13 protein-coding genes are annotated in these 13,367 nt (G+C 61.7%); 6 read left to right on the top strand and 7 right to left on the bottom strand.

Annotated elements, in window-relative coordinates:
- Nucleotides 1-150: 150 nt before the first annotated feature.
- Nucleotides 151-1,221 carry an S-methyl-5-thioribose-1-phosphate isomerase gene (gene mtnA, locus GIW79_RS15960; protein ID WP_186526631.1) on the bottom strand — a complete coding sequence of 357 codons (1,071 nt, stop codon included), beginning with the start codon at nt 1,219-1,221 and terminating at the stop codon, nt 151-153.
- A gap of 109 nt (nt 1,222-1,330) precedes the next feature.
- On the opposite strand from mtnA, the gene GIW79_RS15955 reads away from it, so the two are divergent.
- From GIW79_RS15955 to GIW79_RS15940, 4 genes are all read left to right on the top strand, one after another.
- Nucleotides 1,331-2,662 (top strand): TRZ/ATZ family hydrolase, encoded by a 1,332-nt coding sequence (locus GIW79_RS15955; protein WP_034126684.1) that lies wholly within the window; start codon nt 1,331-1,333, stop codon nt 2,660-2,662.
- Between the two features lie 64 nt (nt 2,663-2,726).
- A complete protein-coding gene (ubiG, locus tag GIW79_RS15950) occupies nt 2,727-3,425 on the top strand; it encodes a bifunctional 2-polyprenyl-6-hydroxyphenol methylase/3-demethylubiquinol 3-O-methyltransferase UbiG (protein WP_003189760.1) in 699 nt (232 codons plus the stop codon).
- A 4-nt stretch (nt 3,426-3,429) separates the two neighbouring features.
- On the top strand, nt 3,430-4,101 hold the full coding sequence (gene mupP, locus GIW79_RS15945) for an N-acetylmuramic acid 6-phosphate phosphatase MupP (RefSeq protein ID WP_003189759.1): 672 nt from the start codon (nt 3,430-3,432) through the stop codon (nt 4,099-4,101).
- A 177-nt stretch (nt 4,102-4,278) separates the two neighbouring features.
- Nucleotides 4,279-5,019, top strand: a complete 741-nt coding sequence (locus GIW79_RS15940) for a YciK family oxidoreductase (protein WP_236281172.1) — start codon at nt 4,279-4,281, stop codon at nt 5,017-5,019.
- Between the two features lie 119 nt (nt 5,020-5,138).
- Here the strand turns inward: GIW79_RS15940 and GIW79_RS15935 are convergent, their stop codons facing one another.
- From GIW79_RS15935 to GIW79_RS15910, 6 genes are read right to left on the bottom strand one after another with little or no spacing between them, the layout of a single operon-like run.
- Nucleotides 5,139-6,653, bottom strand: a complete 1,515-nt coding sequence (locus GIW79_RS15935; protein ID WP_054898619.1) for an ABC transporter substrate-binding protein — start codon at nt 6,651-6,653, stop codon at nt 5,139-5,141.
- A 32-nt stretch (nt 6,654-6,685) separates the two neighbouring features.
- The gene (locus tag GIW79_RS15930; RefSeq protein WP_060764557.1) at nt 6,686-7,657 is read right to left on the bottom strand and encodes an ABC transporter ATP-binding protein; all 972 of its coding nucleotides are present in this window, start codon (nt 7,655-7,657) and stop codon (nt 6,686-6,688) included.
- Nucleotides 7,654-8,610, bottom strand: a complete 957-nt coding sequence (locus GIW79_RS15925; RefSeq protein ID WP_236454164.1) for an ABC transporter ATP-binding protein — start codon at nt 8,608-8,610, stop codon at nt 7,654-7,656. Before GIW79_RS15925 ends, GIW79_RS15930 begins: the two co-directional genes overlap by 4 nt.
- The gene (locus GIW79_RS15920; RefSeq protein WP_054898622.1) at nt 8,607-9,464 is read right to left on the bottom strand and encodes an ABC transporter permease; all 858 of its coding nucleotides are present in this window, start codon (nt 9,462-9,464) and stop codon (nt 8,607-8,609) included. Before GIW79_RS15920 ends, GIW79_RS15925 begins: the two co-directional genes overlap by 4 nt.
- On the bottom strand, nt 9,461-10,408 hold the full coding sequence (locus GIW79_RS15915) for an ABC transporter permease (RefSeq protein ID WP_072446751.1): 948 nt from the start codon (nt 10,406-10,408) through the stop codon (nt 9,461-9,463). Before GIW79_RS15915 ends, GIW79_RS15920 begins: the two co-directional genes overlap by 4 nt.
- A 3-nt stretch (nt 10,409-10,411) precedes the next feature.
- On the bottom strand, nt 10,412-11,299 hold the full coding sequence (locus tag GIW79_RS15910; RefSeq protein WP_034126678.1) for a proline iminopeptidase-family hydrolase: 888 nt from the start codon (nt 11,297-11,299) through the stop codon (nt 10,412-10,414).
- Between the two features lie 183 nt (nt 11,300-11,482).
- On the opposite strand from GIW79_RS15910, the gene GIW79_RS15905 reads away from it, so the two are divergent.
- Nucleotides 11,483-12,247 carry a LuxR family transcriptional regulator gene (locus tag GIW79_RS15905; RefSeq protein WP_054919787.1) on the top strand — a complete coding sequence of 255 codons (765 nt, stop codon included), beginning with the start codon at nt 11,483-11,485 and terminating at the stop codon, nt 12,245-12,247.
- Nucleotides 12,248-12,341: 94 nt separating this feature from the next.
- Nucleotides 12,342-13,274 carry a proline iminopeptidase-family hydrolase gene (locus GIW79_RS15900; RefSeq protein WP_236454161.1) on the top strand — a complete coding sequence of 311 codons (933 nt, stop codon included), beginning with the start codon at nt 12,342-12,344 and terminating at the stop codon, nt 13,272-13,274.
- Nucleotides 13,275-13,367: the final 93 nt, after the last annotated feature.

The following is a 13,367-nucleotide window of genomic DNA, read 5'->3' as shown; positions in this document are numbered from 1 at the left end:
ATGGTGCTTTTTTGCGAGGGTGGAATGCAGACGTTTTGTTGACTGCAAGGGCCGATCGCAGGCAAGCCAGCTCCCACCTTTGATTTGTGAATACAGTTAAAGGTGGGAGCTGGCTTGCCTGCGATGGCGCCCCCACAGGCACCCACACACTCAATGCAGCCGCTTACGACACATCAACTTGGCCAGTTTTGCGGTGTCTGGCCGCTCGACAATGCCTTTTTCGGTGACGATCACGTCAATCAGGTCCGCAGGCGTCACATCAAATACAGGGTTAAGCGCCGCGATATCCAACCGCTGCCCATCAACCTCAAGCAACTCACCCATATCGCGCTGCTCCAGCGCAACATCCTCCCCCGTAGCCATCATCAAATCGAGGGTCGAACTTGACGCCACCACCATAAAGCGCACGCCATGGTGCATGGCACAGACGGCCAGTTGATAAGTGCCGATCTTGCTGACCACATCGCCATTGGCCGCAACACAGTCAGCACCCACCACCACCCAGGTCACGCCTTTGGTCTTGAGGATATGCGCCCCCGCGGAGTCGGCATTCACCGCCACCGGGATGCCCTGGCCCGCCAACTCCCACGCCGTCAGACGCGAGCCTTGCAGCCATGGGCGGGTTTCATTGACATAGACCTGCTCGACCAACCCTTCCAGATACGCCGCGTGAATCACCCCGAGGGCTGTGCCAACGCCGCCGGAAGCCAACGCGCCGGCATTGCCATGGGTAAGGATCGCCTGGGCATTGCCCTGATGCTTGCGAATCCGCTCCATACCCAACTGGGCCATGACCACATTGGCTTCCCGATCACTCTCATGGATCGCGACGGCTTCGGCCTCCAGCACCACCAGCGGGTCGGCGTCCTGCTTGAGGCGATCCAGGCGGTCGCGCATGCGCTGCAAGGCCCAGAACAAATTCGATGCGGTCGGCCGGGTATGGGCCAGCAAGGCGTAGTCTTCTTCCCACGCGGCCTGCCAGTCACCGCCCTCGGCGATGCGCTCGCGGGCGGCGAGCACCAAGCCATAGGCAGCGCAGATGCCGATGGCCGGTGCGCCCCGCACCACCATGGTGCGAATGGCGTCAGCCACCGCTTCAACGGTACCGCAGGCCACCCAGTGCTCCCGGGACGGCAAAACACGCTGGTCGAGCAGGTGCAGCGCGCCATCACGCCATTCGATGGCCTTCACGTTCTCTGCAGCCAACAGTCGGTCGCGCATCCCTTACCCCGCACTCATGAACAAAAGCCGCCGATTATAGCGATCCGCCAGCCGGGACGCTCGGGTATACTTCGCCCTTCTTTTATAGCTGCCTGGGAAGAAGCCTGCGATGACCTCCACTGCCGCCCCGCTCGACTTGTTGCTGCTGCCGACCTGGCTGGTACCCGTCGAGCCCGCTGGGGTGGTGCTCAAGGAGCACGGCCTGGGTATCCGCGATGGCTGCATTGCCTTTATCGGGCCACGGGACGCGGCGTTGAAGCTGGCAGCGCAAGAGGTGCGCGAACTGCCCGGCATGCTGCTCAGCCCCGGCCTGGTCAATGCACACGGCCATGCAGCCATGACCCTGTTCCGCGGCCTGGCCGACGATTTGCCACTGATGACCTGGCTGGAAAAGCACATCTGGCCCGCCGAAGCCAAGTGGGTCGATGAAGCGTTCGTGCGTGACGGCACCAATCTGGCCATTGCCGAGCAGATCAAGGGCGGCATCACCTGCTTCTCGGACATGTATTTCTACCCCAAGGTCGCCAGTGATTGCGTGCACAACAGCGGTATGCGTGCACAGATCGCACTGCCGATCCTCGACTTCCCGATCCCCGGCGCCAGCAGTGCCGACGAGGCGATTCGCCAGGGTATCGAGCTGTTCGGCGACCTCAAGCACCACCCGCGCATCAAAATCACCTTCGGCCCCCACGCGCCCTACACCGTGTGCGATGCCAACCTGGAAAAGATCCGGGTGATCGCCGAAGAGCTGGACGCCGTGATCCATATGCACGTTCACGAAACTGCCTTTGAAGTGCAGCAAGCCGTCGAGCAGACCGGCGAGCGGCCATTGGCGCGCCTGGCTCGCCTTGGCCTGCTGGGCCCGCGCTTTCAGGCCGTGCACATGACCCAAATCAGCGAAGACGACCTGGCTTTACTGGTAGAAAGCAACACCAGCGTCATTCACTGCCCGGAATCGAACCTGAAACTGGCCAGCGGCTTTTGCCCGGTGGAGCGCTTGTGGCAGGCTGGCGTCAACGTGGCCATCGGCACCGACGGCGCTGCCAGCAACAATGACCTGGATTTGCTCGGCGAAACCCGCACGGCGGCGATGCTGGCCAAGGCCGTGGCCGGCTCGGCCACTGCGCTGGATGCCCACCGCGCCTTGCGCATGGCCACACTCAACGGCGCCAGGGCGATGGGCCTGGACAGCCAGATTGGCTCCCTGGAAGTCGGCAAGGCGGCAGACATCGTCGCTTTTGATCTTTCCGGGCTGGCGCAACAACCGATCTACGATCCGGTCTCACAGCTTATATATGCCACCGGGCGCGATTGCGTGAAACACCTTTGGGTTGCCGGCAAGCCATTGCTCGACGACCGGCAATTGACCCGCATGGATGAACAACAGTTGACCGCCACGGCCATTGCCTGGGGCCAACGCATCAGCGGGCACAGCGAATAACGACGTGGCTGAAGCCTTGGGTTCAGCCGCGACACACCGACTTATCAGATTCAGAGGATTCACCATGAGCAACGTCGATCACGCCGAAATCGCCAAGTTTGAAGCCCTGGCTCACCGCTGGTGGGACCGCGAGAGCGAATTCAAACCCCTGCACGATATCAACCCACTGCGGGTCAACTGGATTGACGAGCGCGTCAACCTGGCCGGCAAGAAGGTGCTGGACGTCGGTTGCGGCGGCGGCATCCTCAGCGAAGCCATGGCCCAGCGCGGCGCCACCGTCATGGGCATCGACATGGGCGAAGCGCCGCTGGCCGTGGCGCAGTTGCACCAGCTCGAATCCGGGGTGAGCGTGGAGTACCGCCAGATCACCGCCGAAGCCCTGGCCGAGGAAATGCCCGAGCAGTTCGACGTGGTCACCTGCCTGGAAATGCTCGAACACGTGCCGGACCCGTCCTCGGTGATCCGCGCCTGTTTCCGTATGGTCAAGCCCGGCGGCCAGGTGTTCTTCTCCACCATCAACCGCAACCCCAAGGCTTACCTGTTCGCGATCATTGGCGCCGAATACATCATGAAGCTGCTGCCGCGTGGCACCCATGATTTCAAGAAATTCATCCGCCCTTCCGAGCTGGGTGCGTGGAGCCGCCAGGCCGGGCTGACCGTCAAGGACATCATCGGCCTGACCTACAACCCGCTGACCAAGCACTACAAGCTGGCCAACGACGTTGACGTCAACTACATGATCCAGACCCTGCGCGAGGAGTAAGCCTGTGAAGTTGCGAGCGGTTCTCTTCGACATGGACGGTACCCTGCTGGATACCGCGCCGGACTTTATCGCCATCTGCCAAGCCATGCGCGCCGACCGAGGCCTGGCGCCGATCAACCCGCAGCACATCCGCGATGAAATCTCCGGCGGTGCCCGAGCGATGGTTGCCGTGACCTTCTCGATGGATCCTGAATCCCCAGGCTTTGAAGAGCTGCGCCAGGAATTCCTGGAGCGCTACCTCAAGGACTGCGCGGTGCATAGCAAACTGTTCGACGGCATGGCCGAACTGCTGGAAGACATCGAGAAAGCCAAGCTGATCTGGGGCGTGGTCACCAACAAGCCGGTTCGCTTTGCCGAACCGATCATGCAGCGCCTGGGCCTGGCCGAACGCTCGGCCGTGCTGATCTGCCCGGACCATGTGAAAAACAGCAAGCCGGACCCGGAGCCGATGATCCTGGCGTGCAAAATGCTCGACCTGGACCCGGCCAGCGTGCTGTTCGTGGGCGATGACCTGCGCGACATCGAATCCGGCCGCGACGCGGGTACGCGCACGGCGGCGGTCACCTATGGCTATATCCACCCGGATGACAACCCCCGCCACTGGGGCGCGGATGTGGTGGTGGATCACCCGCTGGAATTGCGCAAGGTGCTGGATAACGCGCTGTGCAGTTGCTGATTGTTCGAAGATCTCAACAACGCTGAGATCAATGTGGGAGCTGGCTTGCCTGCGATAGCGGCCTGCCAGCCAGCACATCTGGCGGCAGTTAGTCCGCCATCGCAGGCAAGCCAGCTCCCACAGGAAATGGATTCCACTTCAAGTGGTGTATCACCTTGAATTTTGTCGAGGCTATTTATGTTTGATTACTCTGCACCGCCAGAACTGCTCAAAGGCCGAACCATCCTGGTAACCGGCGCCGGTCGCGGGATTGGCGCGGCAGCGGCGAAGACCTATGCCGCCCATGGCGCCACCGTGCTGTTGCTGGGCAAGACCGAAGCCAACCTGGCCCAGGTGTATGACGAGATCGAAGCCGCGGGCCACCCACAGCCGGTGGTAATCCCGTTCAACCTGGAGACCGCCCTGCCCCATCAATACGATGAGCTGGCAGCGATGATCGAAAAGGCATTCGGCCACCTCGACGGCCTGTTGCACAACGCCTCGATCATCGGCCCACGCACGCCCATCGAGCAGTTGTCCGGCGAGAATTTCATGCGGGTGATGCACGTCAACGTCAACGCGATGTTCATGCTGACCAGCACTTTGCTGCCGCTGCTCAAACTGTCCCAGGACGCGTCGGTGTTGTTCACCTCCAGCAGTGTCGGGCGCAAGGGCCGTGCTTATTGGGGTGCCTATGGCGTGTCCAAGTTCGCCACCGAGGGGCTGATGCAAACCCTGGCCGATGAGCTGGAAGATGTGGCCGCAGTGCGCGCCAACAGCATCAACCCGGGCGGCACCCGCACCAGCATGCGCGCCCAGGCGTACCCAGGGGAAAACCCGATGGAAAGGCCGGCGCCGGAAGAGATCATGCCGGTGTACCTGTACCTGATGGGACCCGACAGTGCCGGCATCAATGGCCAGGCCTTCGATGCGCAATAAGCCCTGACACACCGCAAAACAAAGGTGGGAGCTGGCTTGCCTGCGATAGCGGTGGTGAATATTCCATCGCCATCGCAGGCAAGCCAGCTCCCACATTGCGTTGTGGTGTAGTTAAAAACTCAGTTTTTGACCACTTCCTCAAGGGTGAAGCGCCCCAACGGGTTCTGCAGGAAGTTGCTTATGTTCTTGCGTGAGATGTTGATGTACGGGCTGTAGTACAGGTCAATCCAGTTCACATCCTGCTTGGCCAGTTTCTGCAACTCCACATACATTTGCTCACGCTTGGCCGGGTCTGCCTCGATCCGCGCGGCCGCCACCAATGCCTTGACCTGGTCGTTCTTGTAGCGGGTCATGTAGTTCTGGTTGGTGTCGTGGCCCAGTACGAAGGTGGTTTTCTGGTCGGGGTCGAGGATGTCGTTGGTCCAGTACATCACCGAAATATCGTATTCACCGTCCACCAGCATCTGCCAGCTTTGGGTGGGGTCGACTTTCTGCAGGTTGGCGGTCACGCCGACCTTGGCTAGCTGGTCCTTGATGATCACCGCGATCTGCTCGTCGGCCTCGTTGCCGGCGTTGACCACGTAGTTGAGCTTCAAATCCTGGGCACCCGCAGCGGCCAGCAGCTTCTTGGCTTCGGCCGGGTCGTACGGGCGTTGCAGGTTGTTGGCGTAGTGGTACAGCGAGCCCTTTGGAATGTAGGAATAAGCCACGGTGCCTTGACCGTAAGTGACGGCTTTGACCAGCGATTGCTTGTCGATGGCCATGTCCAGGGCCTGGCGCACTTGCGGCTTGGCCAACAAGCCGTGCTCGTGGTTGATCAACAGGTGATCTTCACGGGTGGACGGGTCGGCGTGGATCACCACGTTCTGGTCTTTCTTCAGCTCTTCCACGCGGGAGAACGGTACAAAGATCGCCGTGTCGAGTTCGTTGTTCTGCACCATGCGCATGCGCGTGTTGTCATCGGTCACCGACACCCATTCCACGCCGTCCAGGCTCACGCTGCCGGCCTGCCAGAAATTCGGGTTTTTCTTCAGGATCACGCGGTCGCCCTTGCGCCACTCGTCCACGGTAAACGCGCCGGACGTCACCGGGTTTTCCGAGTAGGCGTCTTCGCCCATCTTGGTCATGGCTTTTTCCGACAGGATCGACACCGTCGGCGACGCCAGTTGCGAGAGGAAGGCCACAGCCGGGGTTTTCAGGGTGACCACCAGGGTCTTGGCATCGCTGGCCGTGGCGGTGTTGATCAGGCTGAACGGGTCGCTCCACAACGAGGCCTTGTTGTCGCGGATGCGCAGCAGGCTGAACGCGGCGTCGGCGGCAGTGATCGGCGAGCCGTCAGAGAACTTCGCCTCGCGCAGCTTGAAGGTGTAGGTCAGGCCATCCTTGGAAATGTCCCAGCTTTCGGCGAGGCCCGGTTCCATCTTGGTGCCCAGGTTATCCACGCGCACCAGGGTGTCGTAGACGTTGGCAAATACCCAGGTGTCGCGGTTTTGCGCGCTTTTGATCGGGTCGAAAGTGGTACTGTCTTCACGGCAGCCGATGGTGAGCACACCGGCGGCATGGGCCAGGCCGGCGGTCAGCGACCAGGCCGTGAGGGTAGCGGCGGCGAGCAATTTCAAGTGGCGCGAGTGCATATCACAACTCCTTGTTAATGAATGGCAGAAAGTCAAAGCAAAGGGTCTTCAAGCACGCAACTGTACCGATGCTCGTGCTGGAAATGGGTGGGGGGCAATACCGAGGAACACATGGCTTGCGCATACCGGCAACGCGGGTGAAAGGCACAGCCTGTCGGCAGATTCAGCGGGCTCGGCGGTTCGCCGGGCAATGGCTGCGCAGGCAATGGCCGGTGCGGATCGATCTCCGGGATGGCCTGGATCAGCGCCGCCGTGTACGGGTGACGGGGCGCGGTGAACACCGCTTCCACCGGGCCTTCTTCGACGATCTTGCCCAGGTACATCACCGCCACGCGGTCGCATAGGCGCCTTACGATGGCCAGGTCATGGGCGATAAACAGGATCGCCAGGTTCATACGCTGTTGCAGTTCCAGCAGCAGGTTGATGATCTGGCCCTGGATAGACACATCCAGCGCGGCCACGCATTCATCGGCAATGATCAGGCGTGGCTCCACCGCCAGCGCCCGGGCGATACCCACGCGCTGGCACTGGCCGCCACTGAGGGAGCCGGGCTTGCGTGAAGCCAGCTCAGGACGCAAGCCGACCAGTTCGAGCAACTCATTCACACGATCAGGAATCTGCTGCGCCGCCACCTTACGCTGCACACGCAGTACCTCGGCGATGGTTTCGCCAATGCTGTGCCGTGGATTGAGCGCGGCGTAGGGGTCCTGGAAAATCATCGCGGTCTCATGCCGCAGCCGGGCGATGTCGATGGCACTGCCATGGGCCATGTCGATACCGTCGAACAACACCTGCCCGGCGCTGATCGGGTTGAGGTGCAGAATTGCCCGGCCCAGGGTGCTCTTGCCACTGCCGGACTCGCCCACCAAACCCAGGGTTTCACCGGCGGCGAGGCTCAGCGACACCCCGTTCACCGCCCTCACCCACTGGCGGTTGAGGCCAAACAGGCCGCTGCCGGACGCGGCAAAGCGTACTTCCAGATCCTTGACCTGTAACAGGCTCATGGGCACGCTCCCAACGGGTAGTGACAGGCCACGCGTGCGCCCTGGGGTAGCAACTCGGTGCACAAGGCGCCGGCCTGCGGGCAGCGCGGGTGGAAGCGGCAGCCGTCGGGCAATGCATCGAGCAACGGCGGCTGACCAGCAATGGTGCGCAACAACGCATGCCCGCTGCTGTGGGCCGGCTGGCAGTCGATCAGGCCTGCGGTATACGGATGTTGCGGTTGGGCCAGCAGTTCGTATTTGCTGCCGTGCTCGCACAGGCGCCCGGCATACATCACGGCGATGGCATCGCAGGTTTGCGCCACCACGCCCAGGTCATGGGTGATCATGATGATCGACAGGCCACGCTGGTCGCGCAGGTCGAGCAACAGCCGCAGGATTTGCGCCTGCACCGTCACATCCAGGGCCGTGGTCGGTTCGTCGGCGATCAACACCTTCGGGTTGCAGCCCAGGGCCACGGCGATCATGGCGCGCTGGCGCATGCCACCGGAAAACTCATGGGGGTAGTTGTCGACCCGCGCCTGCGGGTCGGGAATCCCGACCTGACGCAATACCTCGATCGCCTGCAAGCGCGCGTCTTTTTTCGACGCGCCTTGGTGCAGGCGGATGCCCTCGGCGATCTGCTCACCGATGCGCATCAACGGGTCGAGGTGGCTGCTGGGGTTCTGGAAGACCATGCCCAACTGCCCGCCGCGCACGGCACGCATGCCGGCATCATCCAGTGCCAACAGGTCCTGGCCGGCCAACTGCACAGCGCCGCCCTGCACGCGCAGATTGGGCGATGGCAACAGACGCATCAGGCCGCGACAGGCCATGGTCTTGCCGGAACCGCTCTCGCCCACCAGGCCAAGGATTTCACCTTCGGCCAGGTCGAAGGACACCCGATCCACCAAGGTGACCTCACGCCCGGCGTTGTTGGCGATCACACTGAGGTCGCGCACCTGCAACAGGCTCATGAGCGCTCTCCCAATACCTGCGCAACACCATCGGCCAACAGGCTGAAGCCCATGGCCAAGGTCACGATGGCCAGGCCCGGAAAGGTGCAGATCCACCAGGCGGTGGTGATAAAGGCTTGCCCCTCGGCCACCATCGTCCCCCATTCGGCGGTCGGTGGTTGCACCCCCAGGCCCAGGTAACTGACGGCGGCGCCGTTGAGCAGCACCAGCACCGCGTCGGACATGGAAAACACAATGGAGCCAAACAGCGCATTAGGCAGCAAATGCCGGAACAGAATGCGCCCATGGCCAAAGCCCAGGCTCTTGGCGGCCAGGGCGAACTCGCTTTCCTTGAGCACCAGGATCTGCGAGCGAATCAGGCGCGCGTACGACACCCAGCCCACCAGCGCCATGGCGATATAAAAACTCTGCAAGCCCGGCCCGAGGATGGCCATGATCGCCAGCATCAGCACCAGGAACGGGAACGCCAGCACCACATCGATCACACGCATGCAGACACTGTCGAAACGCCCGCCGATATAACCCGAGACCGCACCGATAAAGGTGCCAATGATGAACGGGAAGATCACCCCGATAACCGCCAACTGCAGGTCGATGCGCGCACCCCAGATCACCCTCGACAGGATGTCCCTGCCGTAATTGTCCGTACCCAACGGATGGGCAAGGCTGGGGGCCAGCAAACTCATGCTGGTGTCCTGCGCGATAGGGTCATAGGGCGCGACCCACGGCGCAAACAGCGCCAGGGCCAACCACGCGAACAGGATCAACAAACCCCATGCGGCGGTCAGCCGGCCATTGCGAAAACCAAAGCGCAGGCGCAAGCGCCACGGGGCAATCAATGGGCGGCTGCTCATTGCATCTTTACCCGTGGGTCGAGGGCCACCGTCACCAGGTCGGCCAGGAAGTTGACCACCACCGTGGCACAGGCCAGCACCATCGCCACACCCTGCACCACCATGTAGTCACGGGTGAAAATGCCGCGCACCAGCAACTGGCCGATGCCTGGAATCGCGAACAGGCTTTCGATGACCACCGTGCCGCTGATCAGCCAACCGATGTTGACCGCCAGCAGGTTGACCGCCGGCACCAGAGCGTTGGGCAGTACATGCCGGCGAAACACCGCGCCTTCCGCCAGCCCGCGTGCACGTGCGGCGGTGACGTGATCCGCCTGCAACTCCATCAACATGCTCGCCCGCAGGTTGCGCACCAGCACCGCCGACAGCGCCAGGGCGATGGTCAGGCATGGCAAAAGCATGTGGTGCGCCTTATCCAGCCAAGTGCGCCCGTAACCGGACACCGGGAACAAGCCCCATTTCACGCTGAGCAGCAGGATCAGCATCAACCCCAGCCAGAACGCCGGCATGCCCAGGCCGACCGTGGTGAACACGCGGATCAGCTTGTCCGCCCAACGGCCTTGCTGGCGCGCCGCAATCGTTGCCAGTGGCACCGCTATCAACAAAGCGAGCACCACGCTGCCAAGCACCAGCACCAGCGTCGGCTCGATGCGGGTGACGATCAGTTTGAGGGCGTCGACCTTGTACAGCAGCGATTGGCCGAGGTCGCCCTTGAGCAGGTTTTTCAGGAAGTAAAAGTATTGCAGCCACAAGGGCTGGTCGAGGCCGAACTGGGCGCGGATCTTCAGCAGCGCATCCGGCGTGCTGCGCGCACCCAGCAAGGCACGCGCCGGGTCGCCAGGAATCGAGCGCACCAACACGAAGGTGATCAGGCTGATGCCCAGCAGCACCGGCAGCAATTGCAGGGGCCGGGACAACACAAAACGGTAGCGCGCCAGGTTCATGCGTCAGCCTCGGTGGCGAGCGAGAAAGTCCAGCAGCACCGGGAAGTACGCCTGTGGCTCCTCGTAAAAAGGCATATGACTGCTGTTGGGGAACACATGCAACTCGGCGTGGGGGGCTGCAAGTTTCATGCGCATCGCACAGGCGGGGGTGAGTTCATCATGCTGGCCGGTGGTGATCAGGATCGGCATCGTGAACTCGGCCATTTCCTTGAGGCGGTTCCAGTCCTTGAGGTTACCGATATAGAGGAACTCGTTGGGACCTTGCATGGTTTCGTACGGCCCCATGTTCCAGTCGCCCAGGGAGCGCTTGACCGGCTCTGGCCATTCGTCGAGCCGGCACACGTGGCGGTAGTTGAGCAAGGTGATGGCGGCCTGGTACTGCGGGTGGTCGAGGGTGCCCATGGCTTCGTGGCGTTGCATCATGGCCACGGTTTCGCTGCCCAGGGCGCCGCGCAGACGCTCCAGTTCCTGGGACAGGTGGGGAATGTCGCCGACGGTGTTTTCCAGGATCAGGCTTTTGAGCGCACCGGGATAATGCACGGCATATTCGATCCCCAGCCAACCGCCCCAGGAATGCCCGAGCAGATGCACGCGGCCCAGGCCCAGCGCCTGGCGCACGGTCTCGACTTCTTCGACATAACGGCGGATTTCCCACAGTGAGGCATCGGTCGGTCTGGCTGATGCGCCCGTGCCAAGCTGGTCGAATGCAACCACTCGCAGGTTATGTGCTTTGAGCCAGCCATGGGCGTCGCGCAGATAGTCACACGGCAGGCCCGGCCCGCCGTTGAGACACAGCAGCACCTCATCGCCTTCGCCAAAGCTGTAGACCACGAGGTTATGGCCGTCGACTTGCACGTTGTACTGCTGGTCGGGGGCAATTTCACGCCACATGCATACATTCCTTGTGTTGTATCGGCCTGGCGGGTAGCGGCCGTTTATCAGGTCAACACTACCGAGGATGCCGTGCGTCCATAACCTAGTATTTCTTATAGGTTTGGCCTGGCAGTCCTTCGCCGGGGCGTGGCATTCTACTTGCAGCAAGTCGAGATTCAAATGAATTCGGGAGCAGAACGGATGCTGGCCAAGCTGACCGCCTTCAATAATCGCCTCATACCGGGCAGGAGCCTGGATGAACAGATGGACAATACGTTTATCCTTGCCCAACAACTGGGCTTCGATGCCCTGGTGTATGACTACACCCCGGTGCCCATCGACCTCAACGGCGCACTGATCACGCCCTCGCTGTTGCAACTGCGCAACACACCGAGCGATTGGCACGCCTTATGGTGCAGCGAAGGGTTTTACCAGATCGACCCGGTGCAACACCTGGCGCTGAGCACAGTGTCGCCGTTTGTCTGGTCCTATGAGGCCAAGACTGAGACGGCCCTGCAAAAGATCATCGACCCCTGCCACGCCCCCGTTTCTTCTTATCTGCATGAGCGTCAGCTGACCTGCGGCGTCAGCGTGCCGATTCATCTGCCCCGGGGCGGCTTCGCCTCGCTGACCGGGTTGCGCACCGGCAAGGCGCGCACGGTATTGAAGGACGCCCAACATACGCTGGCCGATTTCAGCCTGATTACCCATGCCCTCCAGGAAGCGGCTTACCCGCTGTTCAGCAAGGAGGTGCGGGCTTATCCGCACATACGCCTGACCAAGCGCGAGCGCGAATGCCTGAAATGGGCGGCTGAAGGCCTGACCGCCGCCGAAATCGCCACGCAATTGAGCCGCTCCCTAGCGGTGGTCACTCTGCACCTGGCCTCGGCCATGCACAAACTGGGCGCCAAGAACCGTGTTCAGGCCGTGGTTCGCGCCACCCACTACCGCTTGCTGGAAGGTTGAGCTTTCGGCAAAAACCTATCTGTTTTGCTAGTTACCTAAACTTTTTGTTCAGACTATCGTAACCCTGATCCTTTTTTTCAGAGCAGGGTACGAAATGGAATTCATCGAAAAAGTTCGCGAAGGCTACGCGCCCTTTGGCGCCTATCAGACCTGGTATCGCGTCACCGGCGACCTGACCACAGGCCGCACGCCCATGGTGATCATCCATGGCGGCCCGGGCTGCACCCACGATTACGTCGACGCCTTCAAGGACGTCGCCGCCAGCGGCCACGCGGTCATCCACTACGACCAGTTGGGCAACGGCCGCTCCACGCACTTACCGGAAAAAGACCCGTCGTTCTGGACCATCGGCCTGTTCCTCGACGAGTTGAACAACCTGCTGGACCACCTGCAAATCAGTGAGAACTACGCGATCCTCGGTCAATCCTGGGGCGGCATGCTCGGCAGCGAACACGCAATCTTGCAACCCAAGGGCCTGCGCGCGTTTATCCCTGCCAACTCCCCCACCTGCATGCGCACCTGGGTCAGCGAAGCCAACCGCCTGCGCAAGCTGTTGCCTGAAGGCGTGCATGAAACCCTGCTAAAGCACGAGCAGGCCGGCACCTACCAAGACCCGCAATACCTGGCGACCTCACGGATTTTCTATGACCAGCATGTGTGCCGGGTCAACCCGTGGCCCGAAGAAGTGGCACGCACCTTCGCCCAGGTGGATGCCGACCCGACGGTGTACCACGCCATGAGCGGCCCGACCGAATTCCACGTGATTGGCAGCTTGAAGGACTGGAATGTGATCGGCCGCCTGTCAGCCATCAAGGTGCCAACCCTGGTGATTTCCGGTCGACATGACGAAGCCACACCGTTGGTGGTCAAGCCATTCCTGGATGAGATAGCGGACGTGCGCTGGGCACTGTTTGAAGACTCCAGTCACATGCCCCATGTGGAAGAGCGCCAGGCGTGCATGGGGACGGTGGTGAAGTTTCTGGATGAGGCGTGTTCGTTGCCGCACAAAGCCCTCAAGGCCGGCTGAAATCCGCCCTCTGTAGGAGCGAGCTTGCTCGCGAAAAACTATCAGACGCCGTGTTTATTCAGGAAGCACGCGTCATCGTTGACGTTTTTCGCG

It is taken from the genome of Pseudomonas sp. PA-7-1E (genome assembly GCF_021605325.1).
Lineage (GTDB): Bacteria > Pseudomonadota > Gammaproteobacteria > Pseudomonadales > Pseudomonadaceae > Aquipseudomonas > Aquipseudomonas fluorescens_BV.
The sequence above is the reverse complement of the archived record's forward strand: the minus strand, read 5'-3'. Positions and strand labels throughout refer to the sequence as shown.